Source organism: Pseudomonas sp. 2024-210 (genome assembly GCF_045062345.1).
Lineage (GTDB): Bacteria > Pseudomonadota > Gammaproteobacteria > Pseudomonadales > Pseudomonadaceae > Aquipseudomonas.
Genome location: NZ_JBJGEJ010000001.1, coordinates 345,410 through 364,612 on the forward strand (window position 1 = coordinate 345,410; position 19,203 = coordinate 364,612).

Here is a 19,203-nt window from a genome sequence, read left to right on the forward strand (position 1 = left end):
AGGTTCAACTTATGTCCATTAAAGCGATGCCGTTCAAACCTGCTCCACGTCGTCTCGCCAAATCTTTCGCACTGATGGCTGGCCTGAGCCTGTTGTCACTGCAAGCCTGGGCCGGTGGCGATGCCGCGCTCTATGGCCCGAGCGCGCCTAAAGGCTCGAGCTTTGTGCGCATCTTCAATGCCAGCAACCAGGAAGTCAGCGCCACCGTGGGCAACACCGCACTGGACGATGTGGCGCCACTGGGCAGCAGCGATTTCAGTTTTATGCCCCAGGGCGATTACAGCGCCAAGATCGGTAGCCAAAACGTACCGGTCAAACTGGCGGCAGATCACTACTACACCCTGGTCAACACCGGCAGCGGTCAACCGCAGCTGATTGAAGAGCCTCCATTCAAGAACAAGCAAAAGTCGCTGGTACGGGTGCAGAACCTGACCGACAAAGCGCTGACCCTGAAGACCGCAGACGGCAAGACCGAGGTGGTGAAAACCGTCGCGGCGAAGAGCCGTGGCGAACGTGAAATCAACCCAGTGAAGGTCACTTTCGCCCTGTTTGACGGCGACAAGAAAGTCAGCGACCTCAAGCCAGTGGCTCTGGAACGCGGTGAAGCCGCCGTTCTGTACATCACGGGCAGCGGCAGCAGCCTGGCACCGACCTGGGTAAAACGCCCGGTATCGACTCGTTAATTCACCTTTTTTAAATTTTTGGAGAGACAACATGATTCCGGTAATTCTTTCAGGTGGTAGCGGTTCGCGTCTGTGGCCTTTGTCGCGCAAGCAATTTCCCAAGCAGTTTCTGGCCTTGACCGGCGAACAGACCCTGTTCCAGCAAACCCTGGAGCGTTTGGTATTTGACGGCATGGACACGCCGATTGTGGTCTGCAACAAAGAACACCGCTTCATCGTCAACGAACAACTGGCCAGCCGCAGGCTCGACACTCAGCGCATCCTGATGGAACCGTTTGGCCGCAACACTGCGCCGGCCGTGGCCCTGACTGCGATGATGCTGGTCAACGAAGGTCGCGACGAATTGATGCTGGTGCTGCCCGCCGACCATGTGCTCGAAGACCAGAAAGCCCTGCAACGTGCCTTGGCGCTGGCCACTGTCGCGGCGGAGCGTGGCGAGCTGGTGCTGTTCGGCGTTCCGGCCCTCAAGCCTGAAACCGGCTATGGCTATATCAAGTCAACCACAGACGCCCAATTGCCCGAAGGTGTTAGCCGGGTCGAGTCGTTTGTCGAAAAGCCGGATGCCAAGCGTGCCTCTGAATTCGTCAAAAGCGGCGGTTACTTCTGGAACAGCGGCATGTTTATGTTCCGCGCCAGCCGCTTCCTGGAAGAGCTGAAAAAGCATGACCCGGACATCTATGACACCTGCCTGCTGACGCTGGAACGAAGCCATCAGGACGCTGACACTGTGGACATTGATGAAGCCACTTTCGCCTGCTGCCCGGACAACTCCATCGACTACGCCGTGATGGAAAAAACCGAGCATGCGTGTGTGGTGCCGTTGTCGGCGGGCTGGAGCGATGTGGGATGCTGGTCGTCGCTGTGGGACGTCAATGAAAAGGACGCCAACGGCAACGTCAGCAAAGGCGATGTAGTGATTCAGGACAGTACCAACTGCATGATTCACGGCAATGGCAAGCTGGTGTCGGTCATCGGCCTGGACAACATCGTGGTGGTCGAAACCAAAGACGCCATGATGATTGCCCACAAAGACAGCGTTCAGGGCGTTAAACAGATGGTCAACACCCTTAACGCGCAAGGCCGCAGCGAAACCCAGAACCACTGCGAGGTCTATCGTCCTTGGGGTTCTTATGACTCCGTGGACATGGGCGGCCGTTTCCAGGTCAAACATATTTCGGTCAAGCCGGGTGCCTCGCTGTCCTTGCAAATGCACCACCACCGCGCTGAACACTGGATTGTGGTGTCGGGCACGGCGGAAGTGACCTGCGATGAAAATGTGTTTCTGCTCACCGAGAACCAGTCGACCTACATCCCGATTGCCTCGGTTCACCGCCTGCGCAACCCGGGCAAGATCCCGCTGGAAATCATTGAAGTCCAGTCCGGCAGCTACCTGGGCGAAGACGACATTGAGCGCTTTGAAGATGTGTACGGACGTTTGACGCCGGTTGAACGCGGCGTATCGATCAAAACCATCGCTCAGTAATACGATGCTGTAACAAGGCCAACCACGACACCAGTGTCTGTGGTTGGCTTTTTTTTGCCCTGCGAAACCCTCGCCATACGCGCCTTCCCTTGCGTAGGATGTTCGTTCACACGTTTTGAGACGAGCACCATGCTAATCGGCGGCCTGCTTATCATCACCTGGCTCATTCTGCTGCTGCGCTACCCGGCCAAGGCCTTGCCAGTGTCAATGGCTGCTCTTTTGGGGCTTGGGTTAGTGGCCGCATCGGTGGCATGGCTCGATTACCGCGAGGCCCGGCAATTGACACGCCTTGACCTTAGAATCATCTACGCCCCCGGCGAGTGTCCGGCCGACCGGCCTTTGCTACTGACGCTGCGCAATAACAATGACGTGCCCCTGATTGAACTCGGCTGGCGTGTCGGCGCTTATGCCCCCGGCGATACCGTTAACCTTGCCGACGACCTGTATACCGCGCCTCGTTATAGCGGGCCCGGCGAACTGCAACCGGCGCAGAGCTGGCAGGATTGTTTACCCCTGCCACCGTTACGCACCGGGTATCGCCCGCAAACGCTGGAGTTTAGTGCTGAACGCCTGCAAGGCAGTTTCTCAAACTAAAGCGTTTATGGCCTTGGAATAAACCAGCCCTTCAAATCACCCAAAATTTCCAGTGACGGGTGTTGCCCCATTGAAGCGGGGTACAACAATTGGAAGCCAATTGAAGGGGAGATGTCGGCTTGCGGGCAAGCTCACTGACAGGTTTAAACAACTTGATCACACCGATCTCTTCATCGAAGATCACGTCTGACCACGGCCGTTTATATAAGACTGTTCCTACAGGAACAGCAAATGAAACGCTCCATGTTTCAACGGAGGTTATATCAAGTTCAAAATACACTTCAAAACTGTATATCCACCCTTTAGTTATTAAATCTTGCCACTTCCCAAGCACCCTGCTTTTGACAGGCAGGGGGACTTCCAAGTGCGCAATGATGTTGGCCATGATCGGTATGGCGACACCCTTGACCCCTTGGTGGGTGTAGTACGTGAAACTGCCAATTTGCCTGATACCCGTGCCTTTCAAGTCCTCATCTGCGGTCAACCTCAAATAAGCGATGGGTTTCCAGGTATCCCCGATCAGCAACGCCCAAAAATTATAGTGACCATCGCGCTGGTTGCTGTGAAGCACAAAACCCTGCCTGAGATACGGCATGACGATGACTTTCATCCGGCAACCTGTATTCAAAATTGCCTCAATGCGGGCCTCTTCGTATTCAGGTTCCCCTGTGGTTTCTACGCCCATACGCAATTCGAATTCGTGCCCTGGCCTTACATCAGGGACATCCATTTGACTAAATCGACTGATCATCTGAAACATAAACAACACCTGCGTTAACAATGAAACCTAACGCTAGTGGATTGTTTAATCCGCTGAGAAACCAGTTATTTATAAATGTAACCATTGTCTTGTACCGTACGTAACGACAGCGTAAGTTCATTTTTTAAAATTCAAAAACAGGACCCTGTATGCCCATCGCTCTTATTACGGGTTGCTCCAGCGGGATTGGCCGTGCCTTGGCGGATGCTTTCAAAGCGGCGGGTTACGAAGTGTGGGCGACGGCGCGCAAAACCGCAGATGTCGACCCATTGAAAGCAGCAGGTTTTGTCGCGGTGCAATTGGATGTCAATGACAGCCTTGAAGTGGATCAACTCAGTGCCCGCCTCAAACAACACGGCAAAGGTCTGGATGTGTTGATCAACAATGCAGGTTACGGCGCTATGGGGCCGTTGCTGGATGGCGGCGTGAAGGGCTTGCAGCAACAGTTCGAAACCAATGTGTTCTCAGTAGTGGGCATCACCCGGGCGTTATTTGACCCCTTGCGCCGTAATCGGGGGCTGGTGATCAATATCGGGAGTGTTTCCGGGGTGCTGGTCACGCCTTTTGCCGGCGCTTACTGCGCCTCCAAAGCCGCCGTTCATGCCTTGAGTGATGCTTTGCGCATGGAGCTGGCCCCTTTCGGGATTCGACTGATGGAGGTACAGCCGGGCGCCATCGACACTCACTTTGGCAAAAATGCCAGCGCGCAAGCCGAACAACTGATTGCTGAAGATTCGCCGTGGTGGCCTGTGCGAGAGGGTATTCGCGCCAGAGCCAATGCCTCCCAAGACAACCCAACGCCTGTCGCGAAATGTGCTGAGGCGGTATTTAACGCTGCGCAAAAAAAACGTCCACCGGCCTTGCTGCGCGTGGGTAATGGCAGCCGAGCCATGCCCTTGCTGGCCGCATTGCTACCCCGAGCGCTGCTGCAAAAAATCCTGATGAAGCGCTTTGGCTTAACCACCTCGTTGTAACCGCGACCGTGTCATCCTTTTTACGGTCGCTTCGCAACCGGACGTCGCCTTCGGCAACTGCTACGCCAGTACACTCCCCCGTAGCAGCTGCCGAAGGCTGCGTCCGGCGGCGTAGCCGTCGTAACTTCGGGCTGGCAGCTCTCTCACCATGCCCTATGCTTGCACCTTCACAGTGCTGCCCTGCTCGAAGAGAGATTTATGACTGACTATTCGCCCTACTTTGACCTTGTCGAAGAAACACTTACTGAGATCGAGAACTGGTTCAGCGGCCTTTCCAGCGTGCTACCCACGCTGCTGGCGCGCTTTTCAAATGAATTTTCGATGATCACACCCAGCGCCAAGGTGCTTGATATTGACGGGATGGAGGAGTTGTTCGAGCAACTGCGAGGCACTCGTCCAGGGCTGGTGATTACCCTCAGCGACTTCAAAGGCATCGCCCTCTACAACGAAGGCGCAGTGATCAGTTATCGAGAGCTGCAAGAGGTCGACAATAAAACACTCACCGACCGCCGAGCCACCGTGGTGTTTGAAAAAGACGCCAGCGGCAAGGTGCTCTGGCGTCATTTGCATGAGACGTTTTTCCCGGGTTAACAACGGATCACTCCGCTGTTTCATCCGTCGGTTGGACGATCACGGTGCAGGTGGTGCCCGCCGCCAGCAAGAAACCGTCGGGAATCTCGTCGATGTGAATACGCACCGGCACCCGCTGGGCCAATCGCACCCAGTTGAAGGTCGGGTTGACGTCCGCCACCAACTCACGGCTCACCGGGTTGTCACGGTCATAGATACCGCGCGAGATGCTTTCGACGTGGCCCTTCAAGACTTCACCGCTCATCATTTGCAGCTCAGCTTTGTCGCCCACCCGGATATGCGGCAATTTGGTTTCTTCAAAGAAGCCATACACCCAGAACGAGTCCTTATCGATCACGGCCATTTTCGGGTCGCCGACACGGGCATAGTCGCCCTTGTGCACATTAAGGTTGGTCACATAACCATCGACCGTCGCTACCACTTTGGTGCGTTTGAGGTCGAGTTTCGCCGCTTCCAGTTGTTGCAGGGCATGCTGGTAGTCGGCAAACGCGGCACTGGCCAGGTTGCTGGCGTCATCGCGGTTTTCACGGGAAATCACCAGGTTGTCCATCTGCGCCCGACGCGAAGCGTTAACCTTGCGCATCTCCCATGTGGCTTTGCGCGAGGCGACCAGCGCTTCGGCTTGCTTGACGGCAATCTCGTAATGCTCGGGGTCGATTTCCAGCAGCACGTCGCCTTTTTTCACCAGCTGGTTATCTTTGACCGGCACGTTGACGACGTAGCCGTTTACGTCCGCTGCAACATTAATAATGTCAGCGCGCACCCGGCCATCACGGGTCCACGGGGTTTCCATGTAATGCACCCACAAGGTCCGGCCGATCCATATCGCAAGGGCCAGAACCAGCAAGGTGGCAAGCAGGCTAAAGAACTTTTTCATCGGATCAGTCTCAACGGTAAACAAGGAGCGCCATGGCGCCAAAAAGACAAGCAAACAGGCTCAGGCGCAACAGCGCCGGGTGCCAGAAAAAACGGTACAGGTCGTAGCCGGACAGCAGTCGGTCAAAGGCCCAGGCCAGCGCTGCCGCGATAAAAAACATCAGGGTCATGGTCGGCATATAGACGCCATGAAAGGCGATTTCACGAGGCATGTTCAACTCCTTGCGGCTGGGCATAAGCCGCCAGCGGTGATTGCGGGTCAAGCAGTGACGAACGAATGAAGTGAAGGTAGCTCTGCACGCGCACCAGTGCGGAAGTATCAAAGTTACGGGCAAAAGGTTCATCGGTCGCTTGCACTCGGTTGATCGCATGATCGACCGCTATCAACGCACGTTCCAAGTTGCTTTCACTCGGGGCAATAAAGAGCCGAACCAGCGCCCGGCCCATGACCCGAATAGCCTGACGCCAGGGTTGAGATTCGGCATACGCCGGGTGAACCGGCAACACAGCCTGCTCTTTACGCAACTCGATAATGGCGTGGCCCACTTCAAGTACCACAAACATCCAGCGCAGCAAGGTGCGTTGCACCTGCGGATTACCGGCGGCCAGGCCGTAGGCCTGGTGCATCAGGTCACGGGTGCGGCTTTCGAGGCTGGAACTCAAGCCGCGCAGCTTGCCACTGATGGCGTACACCACTTGTTCACGCAAGTCTTGCTCCAGACGGCTCCACAACCAGCGGCTGTTGGGCGGCAGAATAATTGCACCCGCCGCTGCGCAGACCAGCATGCCCAGTACCATTGCGATGTAGTCGTTGATGAACTGGTAAGGGTTGTAGATGGTCAGGTTATCGGGCACTGAGCCTGAGGTAAAAAAGATCAACAAGCCCAATCCGATCCCGGCGTAGTTAGCCCACGAGGTGAGGAACGAACCCAACACAATCACCGGCGTCAGCACCAGGCAAAGCAGTGCAAAGCCATCGATATGAGGCAGCACGAAGAACATTTCAACAAAGCCGATGATCGCCCCAAGGAACGTCCCGCAGGCCATTTGGAACGACATGCGTTTGGGGTTGGGCGTGGCCGCCGACAAACCCACCGTGGCCGCAGCGATGAGGGTCATGGTGGCGCCACTGGGCCACGCGGTCATCACCCAATAGGTGCCGAGCACGGCCAGAATAAACGCCGCCCGGATGCCTGACGCTGCCGCCGACCACCAGTTGGTCTGCGAAACAAAAGGCTGGTCCCACCGCTCGCGTTCGTGAACGTGATCGGCCAGCGAAGCATGGGTCAGCGCGTAGTTATGCAAGTCGTCGACAAAACGGAACAGCAGCTCATACGCGGTGTTGAAGTCGAGAAAGTCCGAAGGGCTCGGTTCACTCTCCAGAAACTTCACCCGCAAGGCACGCACATGTCCCGGCAGACCCGCCTTGAACGCGCTGAGCTGTTCAGCCAGTACGACGGCATCTTTGTCTGTCAATGAGCGACCGGCGTAGGTGTCGAGCAACTGGGCGAGTAATTCCAGCTCCGGCTCAATGGCCTCCACCACTTGCACCACCCCGCGACTGCGCAGACGGGCAAGCAACTGGTGCAAGGCGTTAAAGCGGGTGGTGATGGCCATGAACTCGCTGTTCAAACGGCTCAATCGCCCGCTACGACGACGCATGTGCGGGTCTTCGAAAACGGTCACGCTGCGCATGCCTTCAAGACCGACGCTCTCGCCGATGAAGCGCACATTCTGGGCTTCATAGTCTTCCAGCGAAGACTTGCCGCGCAGGCCTTCAGCGACAAAGCCGGCGAATACGCCAAAGCGTTTGTACAGCGCGTCATGCATCGCCGCACCCGCGGTTTTAGGCAGGATGGCAGCACTCACCAAGGTTGAGCAGAGGATGCCCAGCGAGATTTCAAGCACCCTCCACACGGCCGCCATAAACGCACCGTCCGGATGCGCCAGCGCAGGCAAGCCGACCATCGCGGCGGTATAACCGGCCAACACAAAGCCATAGGCGCGAAAGTTACGGCAACGGGCCGCACCCGCCGAGCATATACCGACCCAAATCGCCATCGCTCCGAGGAACAGCACGGTGTTTTGGGCAAACAGGGCAATCAGCGCAACGGTGACTGCCGAGCCGGTCAGGGTGCCTAAAAACCGGTAAAAGCTTTTGGCAAAGACCTGACCGCTTTGGGGCTGCATCACGATAAACACGGTGATCATCGCGGTGCGCGGCTGTGGCAACTCAAGGCGCATGGCCAGCCACAACGTCAGAAACGCAGCCGTCAGCACCTTGAAAATATGGACCCAGGTCACGCCGTCAGTGCGTGCCCATTCATAAAAGCCTCGGCGCCATTCCAGGGAATGCAGCCAGCGTACCGGGGCGGGTAAATGGTTCATCTACAGGCTCTCAAAATTAGCCATCAGGGTTGAATATCAGCGACTGAACATCGTCATGATTGCCGGTGGTTTGTCGGGCGCGTAACGATCGGCTTTTGGCACATCGTTACCGGCGCCAAGACCACCGCCCAACGCCGTCACCAGCTCGGCATGTGCACTCAGGCGTGAGGCTTCGACCACTTGCTGAACCTGCTGCTGCTGGAACAACAGGGTTTGCGCATTGAGCACGTCGAGGTAGTCGGTCAGGCCCCGTTGGTAAGCAACCATGGCAATGTCATAGGTTTTCTGCGCAGCTTCAACCGACTCACGGGCAAACACTTGCTGCTTGTCCATGGACTCGCGCTTGATCAACTGATCAGAAATTCCTTTAAGTGCATTGACCAGCGTCTGGTTGTACTTGGCCACGGCCATGTCATAACCACTGGAGGCAACGCCCAGTTCGGAGCGTAGACGACCCCCGTCAAAAATGGGCAGCGAGATCGCCGGGCCGACGTTGTAGGTCAGCTTTTTAGCGGCTAAAAACTCAAGCGCACCGCCACCTGTGGCCACAAAACCCAAGCTGGCCATCAAGTTGACATTAGGGTAAAAACCGGCGTGAGCGACGTCAATACCCCGCGCCTGTGCGGCCACTTCCCAACGACTGGCGACCACATCGGGACGTTGACCCAGCAGCTCAACCGGCAAGTTGGAAGGCAATTTAAGGGCGGTGCCCAGCATCAGTGTCGGGCGTTTGAGGCGTGCGCCTTCGCCCGGCCCTTTACCCGCCAACGCCGACAACTGATTACGCGTCAGGGCAATTTCTTCTTCCTGAGCGTCGATCTTGCGATGAATTTCGGGCAGTGGCGCTTGCGCCTGACTGACTTCGAAGTACGTCCCTATTCCGCCATCCAGACGTTTTTGCGCCAGATCGAGAATCTGCTCTTGCTGATGCAAGGTCGATTCAATGATGTCGAGCTGCGCATAATGCAACGACAACTGGATATAGGCGCGAATCACGTTGTTCTGCAATTCGAGTTGAGCCTGACGGGCTTCAGCAGCCGTCATGTGCGCCATGTCCACGGCTTTCTCGGTGGTGTTGCTGTCAAGGCCCCACAGGTCGAGGGAATAGCTGAAACCCAATGAGGCAGCGTTATCCCACGTAGTGGTCTTGTTCAAATCGCCGGGACCATAGAAGTTGTCCGATGGCCATCTGTGTCGTTTAAGCGCGGTTTCGCCGTTGACCTGCACAGACTCGGCCGATTCGGCTACACCCGCCATTGCCTTGGCCTGACGCACGCGCGCAGCGGCCATGGCCATGGTGGGGCTGCCCTGCACGGCCATGTTGATCCAGTCGTTGAGTTGTGGATCGCCATAGGCATTCCACCACTGGGCTTTGGGCCAATGTGCGTCTAGCGCGGCGCTTTGAATCGCCTCGTCGGTAGCTAAAGCATTGGGTGCGAGCATTGTGCCTTTGGGGGCGATGCCACCGAAACCGATGCAACCATTTAATGCTAACGATAAAGCCAAAACACTCAGTGTTTTAAGCTCTCTGCTCATGCGACGTGGCACTGCTGCTATTTCCTGAAAAGGAGGGGGGGATAATTCTTGAGGGAGCCTAGTTTAGGACGTGGCTAACGCAACGATAAGCTGGCAAAACGGTGAATCTTTATTACCGTTACTGGGATAATCCGTTAGTCGTATGTAAAGCTGTCGGTAATACCAGAAACTTCGTGTCACAATTTGGACCCTGTGTAACTGGTTGCTGTCCCCTTTTAGCCCCTTGAGAGCACTTCATGGACACTTTGCAAAACATGCGCGCCTTCAGTTGCGTAGCTGAAGCCGGAAGTTTCACGGCAGCGGCGGCGATGCTGGACACCACCACCGCTAACGTCTCGCGCGCGGTCTCCAACCTTGAGGCCCACCTGCAAACACGCCTGCTCAACCGCACCACCCGGCGCATCGCCCTGACCGAAGCCGGTAAACGTTATTTGCTGCGTTGCGAACAAATTCTGGCCTATGTCGAAGAAGCCGAAGCGGAGGCCAGTGACGCTCACTCACGCCCTGCCGGCCAACTCAAAGTGCACACCATGACCGGCATCGGTCAGCACTTTGTGATCGACGCGATTGCCCGCTACCGCAAAACCCACCCCGATGTGACCTTCGACCTGACGCTGGCCAACCGCGTGCCGGATTTACTCAACGAGGGTTACGACGTGTCCATCGTGCTGGCCAGCGAATTACCGGATTCGGGGTTTGTCTCCCAGCGGCTGGGCATTACGTACAGCATCGTCTGTGCCTCCCCCGGCTACGTAAAAGCCAATGGCACCGCGGACAAACCCAGCGACCTGCTCAATCATGCCTGCCTGCGCCTGGTCAGCCCGGTGATTGCGCTGGACAAGTGGGTGTTTGAAGGCCCGGAAGGCCAGGAAATGGTGCTGATCAATTCTTCGCCGTTTCTGGTCAACTCGGCCGATGCGATGAAAACGGCTATCACCAGCGGCATGGGCGTGGGCGTGTTGCCGGTGTACGCGGCGATTGATGGCCTGCGCAACGGCACGTTGGTGCGCATGCTGCCCAAGTACCGCTCGCAAGAACTGAACCTGTATGCCATCTACCCGTCGCGTCAGTACCTGGATGCGAAGATCAAAACTTGGGTCGAATACCTGAAAGGGTCATTGCCGGAGATTTTGGCGGCGCATCAGACTGAGCTGGCGGCGTATAGCTGATTGGGGTTTTGATCTTGATCTTGATCTACCGCCCTTTCGGGAGGCCGAACGGAATGTACTCGAAGCTTTTTATTGGCCCGCGTACATGTCCATTTGATGCATTAAATCTTTCTACGGGTTCCGCCCTTACGGCGGCTCACTTTTGCCAAACAGCCGAGTGTCGGACCACCACAAAAGTAAGCAAAAAGGCCTTGCCCCTGCGTACGGCTTTCGCTTCGCTCAAGTTCCCTCACTCCGGTCCCGCTCCGTGGGCACGCCGTGATGGGCCATCCTTGGCCCAACACGGCTCTCCCGGCATCCATGCCGGTCGACCCACTACGCGAAACCTCCATTCGGCCTCCCGATGGGGCGGTACATCAAGATCAAAAGCCAGATCAAGATCAAGATCTACTGCAACTGCAACTGCATCATTGCCATGCTTTACGCGCTGAACCCACCATCCGCCGTCAGACTGGCGCCGGTGATATAGCCACTTTCCGGGCCAGCCAGATAGGTCACGAAGCTGGCGATCTCATCCGCCTTTCCATATCGACCAATGGCCATCAAGGGAATCAGGCTTTGGGCGAAATCCCCGGTTGCCGGGTTCATATCGGTGTCCACCGGCCCCGGTTGTACGGTATTGATGGTAATCCCCCGCGGCCCCAGATCACGCGCCAGACCTTTGGTCAGCCCCACCAGCGCCGACTTGCTCATGGCATACGGGCCACCGCCCGCGAATGGCATACGCTCGGCATTGGTGCTGCCAATATTGATGATGCGCCCGCCCTCGGTCATGTATTTGGCCGCCGCTTGGGTTGCCACAAATACACTGCGTACGTTGATGGCCAACGTGCGGTCAAAATCTTCGAGACTGAAATCTTCGAGTGGCCCCACCGCCAGCACGCCCGCGTTGTTGACCAAAATATCGAGGCGGCCAAACGCTTTGACGGTGCTGTCGACCGCGTCACAAATGGCTTGGGCATCGGCACTGTCGGCATGAATGGCCAAGACCTTGCCACCACTGGCAGTGAGGCTGTCTTGCAGTGCCTGGGCCTTTGCCGTTGAGCTGACGTAAGTGAATGCAACGGCTGCCCCACTCGCTGCCAGACGTTTGACGATGGCCGCGCCGATCCCCCGCGAACCGCCTTGAACCAATGCGACTTTGCCCTGAAGGTTGTTGGTGCTCATAACTGTCTCCTGTCGTAGCAAGGCCTTATGCCTTGAAGTTGGGACCGAGTATCGACCTCGTCTCCACGTTAGAGTAGCCCGTGCTTGCTATAGTCTCTATAAACCAAAAGTTGTGAATGGCACTCATGGAAAGCTTTAGCAGTATCGAATGTTTTGTGCGCAGTGCAGAAGTCGGCAGTTTTGCTGAGGCCGCTCGGCGCTTAAGCTTGACCCCGGCCGCTGTGGGCAAAAGTGTCGCCAAACTGGAGGCGCGCATCGGTGTTCGTTTGTTTCAGCGCAGCACCCGCCGCCTGACTCTGACAGAAGCAGGCAAGCTGTTTTTGACTGAAGTCGGGCCAAGCCTGATGACTATTCAGAATGCTGTGGCGAATTTGGCGAGTGTTGAAGGACGCCCCTCCGGAACACTCAAAGTCAGCATGGGTGTGGGCACTGGCGTGATGTATATCGTGCCGCTGCTGGGTGAGTTTTTACGTCGTTACCCGGACATTACGCCCGACTGGGATTTCGATAATCGCCAAGTAGATTTGATTGGCCAGGGCTTCGATGCTGCCATTGGCGGGGGCTTTGAACTGCCCCAAGGGATGGTGGCCCGCAAGTTAACGCCTGCCCATCGAGTGCTCGTGGCCTCCACCGCCTACGTGGCACAACACTCGCACATAAATACCCCTGATCAGTTGCGGGGGTGTGACGGTATTTTGATCCGCTCGCCGCAAACGGGCCGAGTACGAACGTGGCAATTGACCAGCCGTTGGCGAGAACAGGCGCCGCTATTGCTTAAACCTCGCATGACCATGAGTGATTCACAGGCCGCCTGTGTAGCCGCCATTCAGGGGCTGGGCATTGCCTTAGTGAGCCTGCCTTTTGCTGCGCCGTTTCTGCACACAAATGAATTGGTACGTGTATTGCCCGATTGGTATGTCGACGACGGCACCATTTCGATCTATTACGCAGAACACAAACTGTTACCGGGCAAGACTCGGGCATTCGTTGACTTCCTTATCGAGCAATTCGCTGAACAGAAACTGGCTCAGCGTTTCAGCGCCGTGTAATCAAACAGGGGGCGCTGCAAAATGTTGCAATGAATGTTAGCGTGCTTACATTCCCGACAGCCGATGAGTCTTGTTCACATGAGTCTTTCCAGCCCCAAGAAAACCGTACTTGCTTTCAGCCGCGTCACCCCCGAGATGGTCGAACGCCTGCAACAGGATTTCAACGTCATCGTGCCCAACCCCAAAGCGGGCGACCTCAACGCGCAGTTTGAAGAAGCATTGCCCCATGCCCACGGCTTGATCGGTGTCGGTCGCAAGTTGGGCCGCCAGCAACTGGAAAACGCTAAACACCTTGAAGTGGTGTCCAGTGTCTCGGTGGGTTACGACAACTACGATGTCGACTACTTCAATGAACGCGGGATCATGCTGACCAACACCCCGGACGTGCTGACTGAGAGCACCGCCGACCTGGGTTTCACGCTGATCATGAGCACGGCCCGTCGGGCTGCCGAACTCGACGCCTGGACCAAGGCCGGTCACTGGCAAGCCAGTGTGCCGCCCGCATTGTTTGGCAGCGATGTGCATGGCAAGACATTGGGCATTGTCGGCATGGGCAATATCGGTGCCGCCGTGGCACGCCGGGGCCACCTGGGTTTTAACATGCCGATTCTGTACAGCGGCAACAGCCGCAAGACCGAGCTTGAGCAAGCGCTGGGCGCGCAGTTCCGCACGCTGGATCAGTTGTTGGCCGAGTCAGACTTTGTCTGCCTGGTGGTGCCGTTAAGCGAGAAAACCAAGCACCTGATCAGCCACCGCGAACTGGGACTGATGAAGAAAAGTGCCATTCTGGTGAATATTTCCCGTGGCCCGGTGGTGGATGAGCCGGCACTGATTGAAGCGCTGCAAAACAACACGATCCGGGGTGCCGGTCTGGATGTATACGAAAAAGAACCGTTGTCCGAATCGCCGTTGTTCCAGCTGAAAAATACCGTGACGTTGCCGCATATTGGCTCGGCCACCCATGAAACCCGCGAGGCGATGGCCAACCGCGCCCTGGCCAACCTGCGCAGTGCGCTGTTGGGTGAGCGTCCGCAGGATCTGGTCAACCCGCAGGTCTGGACGCGCTGATGATCGATGGGCGCCTGCGGTGTGCGGGCGCTTGTTCAATGACCACTCAGTACGACTCTTACCTTGTCTGTTATGAAGAGGGTTCTGTAATCGAACATTAACTTCGCAAGGGTTAAGGCGTCTCTTGTTTAGTTGCCAATGGGCAGACCTGCCGGTGCCCGGCCAGTCGATTTAACTCAAGGGGCACGGCAACTAATTCAGGACGAAGAGTGTCAACGGCACTGACTTCAAACACCGCAAAAAAGTATCAGACCTACTTATATAAATAAGACTGACTATCGTGCATGATGCTCAGGCTTCGTTTGAATAGATCCAATCGACTCCTGCATGCCCCTTATCTCGGATGGTGCACACACTGCACGCGGCAGCTGAACCCGCGCTCTACAAAAGGAATTCTAGCCCATGCCAAACAACACTACCCGCCTCACCGTGCTCATTGATGCGCCCACTAAAGAGAAGCTCGAAATTCTGTCCGAAGAAACCGACCAGACCATTTCACAAGTCATCCGCAAATTGATCAGAGACCATTTGCAGCAGTGCGAAGTGCGGTTGGAAGTTGCTTCAAAGGTTCGAGATAACGAAAAGTCGTAACGCGTCACTACTTACACACGAGTTAATACTTTGGTATTAACTCGTTGGAAGGTACAGCGCAGGTTTGCGGTGTAAGGAAGCTTCGTTCATATAAAAAACATCGTCTTTTTATCTCCTTTGTTGGATTTATCATGCCTTTGAGTCAGCAATTACTCGCAGCCCATGCTTTTTTCCGTCAAACCCAAGCCGTGCCCATCGCTGCCGATAATGCTCAACCCTGCACACTGTTTTTCTCGATCAGTGATACTCGGCAACGTGCTCACACTGTGCATATCAGTGCCGACAGTTTTGCAGAGGCCTGGGCGGGCGGAGTCAAGCAAATCGAGGAAAAACTCACAGTGCTGGCGGCTCGTTCAAGCGAGCATTTTGCGCTGTGGCTTCGAGTCGAACGTGCAATCAATATCACGCCCATGACTTGGGCATCGTTGACCGAGCGCCTGCATCGCCATAAACGAAATTACTTTCGCCGCGGCATTGCCTTTGACAGTCAGTTGCATTGCGCCCTGACGGAACAGGAACTCAACGCCAACGCCATTCTGTATGGCGGATCTCAGTGTGCACACGCCACATTCAACAACGGCAATTTCGCGATCTACGCCAAACGGCGATTTACCGGGGGCGCAGCGGTAGCCGCTGCTCAAAAAGTACACGAACAGCCTGAGACCACGGTTTATTTATTTGATACTGCAGGGGTGTTTTGCGCCGAAGACGCCATTGCCTACCCCCTCAACAGCACAGGTGCCGAGACCGGATGGCGTCACTTGGCTGCGCTGACGCCGGATAAGGCAATAAGCACCATCGAGACCTCGTCGGATTACTTGAGCCGGCAGGTTCAGGCCAGCGGGCAGTTCATTTACGGCTACTTTCCGTGTTTCGATCGGCCCATCAATGCCTACAACACCTTGCGTCACGCCAGCAGTACCTACTCAATGATTGAGGCTTGGGCACTGAGCGGAAATGAAACGCTCAAGGCCTCGATTGATCGCGCTCTGAACTACCTGACACAAGAGTTGATCAAGCTTTACACACTGCCTGATGGCAGCGCAGCGGCTTTTCTGCTGGATACCGGAAACGAGATCAAGCTGGGCGGCAATGCGGTGTGTCTGCTGGCCTTGGTCAAGTACAGCGAAGTCACCGGCTCAGATCACTACTTACCTTTGCTGGAGGCCCTCGCCAACGGCATGGCATGGATGCAAGACTCCGTCACCGGGGCGTTCGTGCATGTATTGCACGCCCATGACTTGAGCCTGAAAGAAGCCTTCAGGATCATTTATTACGATGGCGAAGCCGCCTTCGGCCTTATCCGCCTCTATGCCTTGAGTCGCAATGAGCGCTGGCTTTCGGTGGTGGAAAAAGCCTTCGACTACTTTATTCTCAAGGAACATTGGCGCGAGCATGATCACTGGCTCAGCTATTGCGTCAACGAGCTGACTCGCTACCGTCCTGACGAAAAGTATTTCCGCTTTGGGTTAAGCAACGTCGCGGGGTATCTGGGCTTTGTTCAGCAACGCATCACGACCTTCCCCACCCTGCTTGAACTGATGATGGCGGCCCAGCAAATGCTGGCGCGAATCGAGCAACTGCCCGCGCTGCGCCATTTGCTCAAAGCAATCGACTTGCAGGCGTTTTATACCGCCCTGCACCACCGGGCCCGCTATCTGCTCAATGGTTATTTCTGGCCGGAAATGGCGATGTTCATGCGCAATCCGGCACGCATCGTTGGCTCATTTTTCATTCGTCACCACGCCTTTCGGGTCCGTATAGACGATGTTGAACACTACCTGTCCGGCCTGATTGCCTATCACCGCTATCTGGTAGCAGGAGCCCCGCAGGTGCAGTCACCTGTTGAGCCCGAAGCGCCAGCCAGTGACCTGAGCTGGGACGCCACCACACTGGCCAACGCCACCCAAGGGACATGGGCTGAACTGCCCGATGCAGGCTGGCGCGCCAGTGGCCTGGCGCCTTCCATGGCGTATTTCAAGCCGCTGCGAATGCTGAATCGTCATCCCTCCAAAGTGCAACCCAGTGAGGCACGGCTGGCACGCATCTGGGCCAGCGCCACTCCTGAGCGCAGGCCATCCGCTTTTCTCTGCGTCGACCCGACGCCCTACCTGAACTGCGGTATACCGGCCCTGCAAGTGGCCGATACCCAGCAAGCCATGTTGCAAATGGGCCGCTCTATCCGCCAGCGTTTCGCAGGCAAGGTCGTGGGGGTGACCGGCAGCGTTGGCAAAACCACCGTGGTGGCCATGCTTGGCCATGCGCTGCGCCATTGGGGGGCAGTCGGGCAAACCGAGGGCAACGCCAACTTGCCCCACGGCATTGCCTGGAACATGGCCAGCCTGACAGCACCGAACCTGTTCTGGGTGCTGGAAATGGCCGTGGGCCGCATGCCTATGAATTCAGAACTGGTTCGCCCGCACATTGCCGTCGTGACAGGCCTGGCGCCGGCTCACTTGGAATATCACGGCACGCTGCAAAATCTGGCACGCAAAAAAAGCGCCATTTTCAGTGCCATGGCCCCTGGCGGTCATGCGGTGTTGTGCCGCGACATGCCGTTTTACGAGGTGTTTGCCAAAGCCGCCAACACCGCGCAGTTGCACATCATCAGTTTTGGTGAGCACCCGCAGGCCGATCTGCATCTACTGGATTGGCGCAATGAGACCGATCAGGTAAGCGTTCAGGCACGACACGGGGAGCACACCTTCGATTTCACCCTCAAAGCGCGCGGCAAACACATGGTCATCAACGCTCTGGCGGTGTTGGCCACCCTGCTGGCTGCCGGGCTGGAGGCCAGTCAGGCCTTGCACCTGTTGACTGAGTTCACCCCGGTTGAGGGCCGTGGCAATGTGCAGTCGTTCACCTGTGGCGAAGGCCAGTTTCAGTTGATTAACGATGCATACAATGCCAATCCTGGCTCCATGCAGGCCGCCTTGCAATCTGTGACGGACTTGCCGATTGCGCCCTCTCAGCGTGTGTTGATACTGGGTGACATGCTGGAATTGGGGCCAGACAGCCAGCGTTACCATCTGGAATTGGCTGAACACGTACGTAACGCTTCGCCCCGCCACGTGGTGTTGTGTGGCCCTTACATGCAGGCGCTTTACCACGCCTTGGGTGATGAACTGCCGATGTTGTGGTTTGAAAACGCTCAGGCACTGAACGAAGCGCTGCTGGAACAACGCGGTCACTGGTTTGCGCCGGGCGATTGGGTGCTGGTCAAAAGTTCGGGCGCAACGGGGCTTTCACAGGTAAGCAGGTGGCTGACGGCTTCATAGCGGTTGGCCATGCCGCAGGGGGTGTGTCAATTTTTGGCACAGGCTGCGGCGGTCTTGAGGCCGATGTCGTTGCGCAGCTGATGATTGGCGGGCGGCAACGCGGCGGCTTTGATCAACCGAGGCTGATGCCCTGCCCGCTTCAGCGCGTTGTAAAAACCTTGCTGCAAGCTAAAGGGCGCGATCTGATCGTCAGGGTTGCCGATGACGAACAGTTCACGCTCGGGCACCTTTTTGATGCCGTCGATGTGTTGCCCAGGATCATAGGGGTTGAGCAGCCCATTGGTATCGCGCCCCGGTCGGGAAGGCAGCCCTTTGCTCCGACGAATCATTTGTGCACGCTGCACCAAGTCGAACGCGCCACTGGTCATGACCGCACATTTCACATCAGTGCGGCCCAACGTTAACAACGCTGCGACCGCCGTCGCACCGCCGCTGTGCCCCAACAACACAAACTGGCCAATGCCGTAGCGCTGGCGTAATTCATCAAGGGCTGCATTCAACGCGAGAAACTCTTGTGCCTGACGCCGTTGCCCATGGTTGCCACTGGAGCCGTAGGTGCCCGGACGCGCCATGATCACCACTGGCACACCGGCCCGACGCGTCATCACGGCGGCTTGCCGTACCTTGGCCGCCAGGGTATTGCCCTGAATGGTTTCGGGAGCACGATGCATTTCAATGGTGCGATCGCCATGCAACATCACAATCGCCACGGGCGCACGGCTTAGCGCAGCCCCGACAAAGTAGCGAATGCAGGCGTGAGCTGAGCCAAACTCGACCCACAGCGCGGAGGTTGGCTGACTGCAGGTTGCCTTGTCTGCGGGGGTGTTCCACAGCAATGGAGGGGTGTTGTCGTTACGCTCCTGTGCGTTGGCGGCGCCTGCCAGCATCACAACGATCATCAAAACGAAAGAAACCCACATCCTCGTAGCAGCGGACGAGTAGCACGAGGCCGCGTCCGGGGACGCAGTCGCCGTAATCCAGTCAACGGGTTGCAAC

Annotated in this window: 17 protein-coding genes; 10 read left to right on the plus strand and 7 right to left on the minus strand. The window is 56.6% G+C overall.

All coding sequences use genetic code 11. The annotated features are described in order from the left end of the window. The first annotated feature begins 26 nt into the window (after window positions 1–26). From ACI7MX_RS01600 to ACI7MX_RS01610, 3 genes are all read left to right on the plus strand, one after another. Entirely contained in the window at window positions 27–683 is a 657-nt protein-coding gene (locus tag ACI7MX_RS01600) for an alginate O-acetyltransferase AlgF (protein ID WP_405588858.1), read from the plus strand. A gap of 31 nt (window positions 684–714) precedes the next feature. Next, the gene (locus ACI7MX_RS01605) at window positions 715–2,166 is read left to right on the plus strand and encodes a mannose-1-phosphate guanylyltransferase/mannose-6-phosphate isomerase (protein WP_314485540.1); all 1,452 of its coding nucleotides are present in this window, start codon (window positions 715–717) and stop codon (window positions 2,164–2,166) included. A gap of 129 nt (window positions 2,167–2,295) precedes the next feature. Further along, the gene (locus ACI7MX_RS01610) at window positions 2,296–2,760 is read left to right on the plus strand and encodes a multidrug transporter (RefSeq protein ID WP_405588774.1); all 465 of its coding nucleotides are present in this window, start codon (window positions 2,296–2,298) and stop codon (window positions 2,758–2,760) included. Window positions 2,761–2,791: 31 nt separating this feature from the next. On the opposite strand, the gene ACI7MX_RS01615 is transcribed toward ACI7MX_RS01610, so the two are convergent. Then, the gene (locus ACI7MX_RS01615) at window positions 2,792–3,520 is read right to left on the minus strand and encodes a hypothetical protein (protein ID WP_405588771.1); all 729 of its coding nucleotides are present in this window, start codon (window positions 3,518–3,520) and stop codon (window positions 2,792–2,794) included. A gap of 149 nt (window positions 3,521–3,669) precedes the next feature. Between ACI7MX_RS01615 and ACI7MX_RS01620 the strand changes: the two genes are divergently transcribed. Then, entirely contained in the window at window positions 3,670–4,494 is an 825-nt protein-coding gene (locus ACI7MX_RS01620; protein WP_405588768.1) for an SDR family oxidoreductase, read from the plus strand. A 198-nt stretch (window positions 4,495–4,692) separates the two neighbouring features. Beyond that, window positions 4,693–5,085, plus strand: a complete 393-nt coding sequence (locus tag ACI7MX_RS01625; protein WP_314485532.1) for a DUF4440 domain-containing protein — start codon at window positions 4,693–4,695, stop codon at window positions 5,083–5,085. A gap of 7 nt (window positions 5,086–5,092) precedes the next feature. Here ACI7MX_RS01625 and ACI7MX_RS01630 read toward each other — a convergent pair whose 3' ends face one another. From ACI7MX_RS01630 to ACI7MX_RS01645, 4 genes are read right to left on the minus strand one after another with little or no spacing between them, the layout of a single operon-like run. Continuing rightward, window positions 5,093–5,962 (minus strand): HlyD family secretion protein, encoded by an 870-nt coding sequence (locus tag ACI7MX_RS01630; RefSeq protein WP_314485530.1) that lies wholly within the window; start codon window positions 5,960–5,962, stop codon window positions 5,093–5,095. A gap of 10 nt (window positions 5,963–5,972) precedes the next feature. Next, window positions 5,973–6,173, minus strand: coding sequence for a DUF1656 domain-containing protein (locus ACI7MX_RS01635; RefSeq protein ID WP_314485528.1), 201 nt, complete (start codon window positions 6,171–6,173; stop codon window positions 5,973–5,975). Continuing rightward, window positions 6,163–8,349: an FUSC family protein gene (locus ACI7MX_RS01640; protein ID WP_405588764.1), complete on the minus strand. Its 2,187-nt coding sequence runs from the start codon at window positions 8,347–8,349 to the stop codon at window positions 6,163–6,165. The genes ACI7MX_RS01635 and ACI7MX_RS01640 overlap by 11 nt, the downstream gene beginning before the upstream one ends. Window positions 8,350–8,385: 36 nt before the next feature. Further along, window positions 8,386–9,897, minus strand: coding sequence for an efflux transporter outer membrane subunit (locus tag ACI7MX_RS01645; RefSeq protein WP_314485525.1), 1,512 nt, complete (start codon window positions 9,895–9,897; stop codon window positions 8,386–8,388). Window positions 9,898–10,121: 224 nt separating this feature from the next. Between ACI7MX_RS01645 and ACI7MX_RS01650 the strand changes: the two genes are divergently transcribed. Next, window positions 10,122–11,054 (plus strand): LysR family transcriptional regulator, encoded by a 933-nt coding sequence (locus tag ACI7MX_RS01650; protein WP_122786454.1) that lies wholly within the window; start codon window positions 10,122–10,124, stop codon window positions 11,052–11,054. A gap of 420 nt (window positions 11,055–11,474) precedes the next feature. On the opposite strand, the gene ACI7MX_RS01655 is transcribed toward ACI7MX_RS01650, so the two are convergent. Further along, complete coding sequence (locus tag ACI7MX_RS01655) at window positions 11,475–12,221, minus strand: 3-oxoacyl-ACP reductase family protein (RefSeq protein ID WP_405588759.1); 747 nt, start codon at window positions 12,219–12,221, stop codon at window positions 11,475–11,477. Window positions 12,222–12,346: 125 nt separating this feature from the next. Here ACI7MX_RS01655 and ACI7MX_RS01660 point away from each other — a divergent pair, with 125 nt between their 5' ends. The 4 genes from ACI7MX_RS01660 (at window position 12,347) to ACI7MX_RS01675 (ending at window position 18,207) form a co-directional block, all read left to right on the plus strand. Further along, window positions 12,347–13,270: a LysR family transcriptional regulator gene (locus ACI7MX_RS01660; protein WP_405588855.1), complete on the plus strand. Its 924-nt coding sequence runs from the start codon at window positions 12,347–12,349 to the stop codon at window positions 13,268–13,270. Window positions 13,271–13,348: 78 nt separating this feature from the next. Beyond that, window positions 13,349–14,338, plus strand: coding sequence for a D-glycerate dehydrogenase (locus ACI7MX_RS01665; protein WP_314485523.1), 990 nt, complete (start codon window positions 13,349–13,351; stop codon window positions 14,336–14,338). A 402-nt stretch (window positions 14,339–14,740) separates the two neighbouring features. After that, complete coding sequence (locus ACI7MX_RS01670; protein ID WP_314485521.1) at window positions 14,741–14,929, plus strand: ribbon-helix-helix protein, CopG family; 189 nt, start codon at window positions 14,741–14,743, stop codon at window positions 14,927–14,929. 131 nt (window positions 14,930–15,060) lie between these two features. Then, window positions 15,061–18,207, plus strand: coding sequence for a Mur ligase family protein (locus ACI7MX_RS01675; protein WP_405588755.1), 3,147 nt, complete (start codon window positions 15,061–15,063; stop codon window positions 18,205–18,207). Window positions 18,208–18,233: 26 nt separating this feature from the next. Here the strand turns inward: ACI7MX_RS01675 and ACI7MX_RS01680 are convergent, their stop codons facing one another. Further along, complete coding sequence (locus ACI7MX_RS01680; RefSeq protein WP_405588752.1) at window positions 18,234–19,094, minus strand: alpha/beta hydrolase family protein; 861 nt, start codon at window positions 19,092–19,094, stop codon at window positions 18,234–18,236. Window positions 19,095–19,203 lie beyond the last annotated feature (109 nt).

Coding starts and splice junctions, on each gene's coding strand:
- ACI7MX_RS01600 (WP_405588858.1), top strand. CDS start 27: ATGCCGTTCAAACCTGCTCCACGTCGTCTCGCCAAATCTTTCGCACTG.
- ACI7MX_RS01605 (WP_314485540.1), top strand. CDS start 715: ATGATTCCGGTAATTCTTTCAGGTGGTAGCGGTTCGCGTCTGTGGCCT.
- ACI7MX_RS01610 (WP_405588774.1), top strand. CDS start 2,296: ATGCTAATCGGCGGCCTGCTTATCATCACCTGGCTCATTCTGCTGCTG.
- ACI7MX_RS01615 (WP_405588771.1), bottom strand. CDS start 3,520: ATGTTTCAGATGATCAGTCGATTTAGTCAAATGGATGTCCCTGATGTA.
- ACI7MX_RS01620 (WP_405588768.1), top strand. CDS start 3,670: ATGCCCATCGCTCTTATTACGGGTTGCTCCAGCGGGATTGGCCGTGCC.
- ACI7MX_RS01625 (WP_314485532.1), top strand. CDS start 4,693: ATGACTGACTATTCGCCCTACTTTGACCTTGTCGAAGAAACACTTACT.
- ACI7MX_RS01630 (WP_314485530.1), bottom strand. CDS start 5,962: ATGAAAAAGTTCTTTAGCCTGCTTGCCACCTTGCTGGTTCTGGCCCTT.
- ACI7MX_RS01635 (WP_314485528.1), bottom strand. CDS start 6,173: ATGCCTCGTGAAATCGCCTTTCATGGCGTCTATATGCCGACCATGACC.
- ACI7MX_RS01640 (WP_405588764.1), bottom strand. CDS start 8,349: ATGAACCATTTACCCGCCCCGGTACGCTGGCTGCATTCCCTGGAATGG.
- ACI7MX_RS01650 (WP_122786454.1), top strand. CDS start 10,122: ATGGACACTTTGCAAAACATGCGCGCCTTCAGTTGCGTAGCTGAAGCC.
- ACI7MX_RS01655 (WP_405588759.1), bottom strand. CDS start 12,221: ATGAGCACCAACAACCTTCAGGGCAAAGTCGCATTGGTTCAAGGCGGT.
- ACI7MX_RS01660 (WP_405588855.1), top strand. CDS start 12,347: ATGGAAAGCTTTAGCAGTATCGAATGTTTTGTGCGCAGTGCAGAAGTC.
- ACI7MX_RS01665 (WP_314485523.1), top strand. CDS start 13,349: ATGAGTCTTTCCAGCCCCAAGAAAACCGTACTTGCTTTCAGCCGCGTC.
- ACI7MX_RS01670 (WP_314485521.1), top strand. CDS start 14,741: ATGCCAAACAACACTACCCGCCTCACCGTGCTCATTGATGCGCCCACT.
- ACI7MX_RS01675 (WP_405588755.1), top strand. CDS start 15,061: ATGCCTTTGAGTCAGCAATTACTCGCAGCCCATGCTTTTTTCCGTCAA.
- ACI7MX_RS01680 (WP_405588752.1), bottom strand. CDS start 19,094: ATGCTGGCAGGCGCCGCCAACGCACAGGAGCGTAACGACAACACCCCT.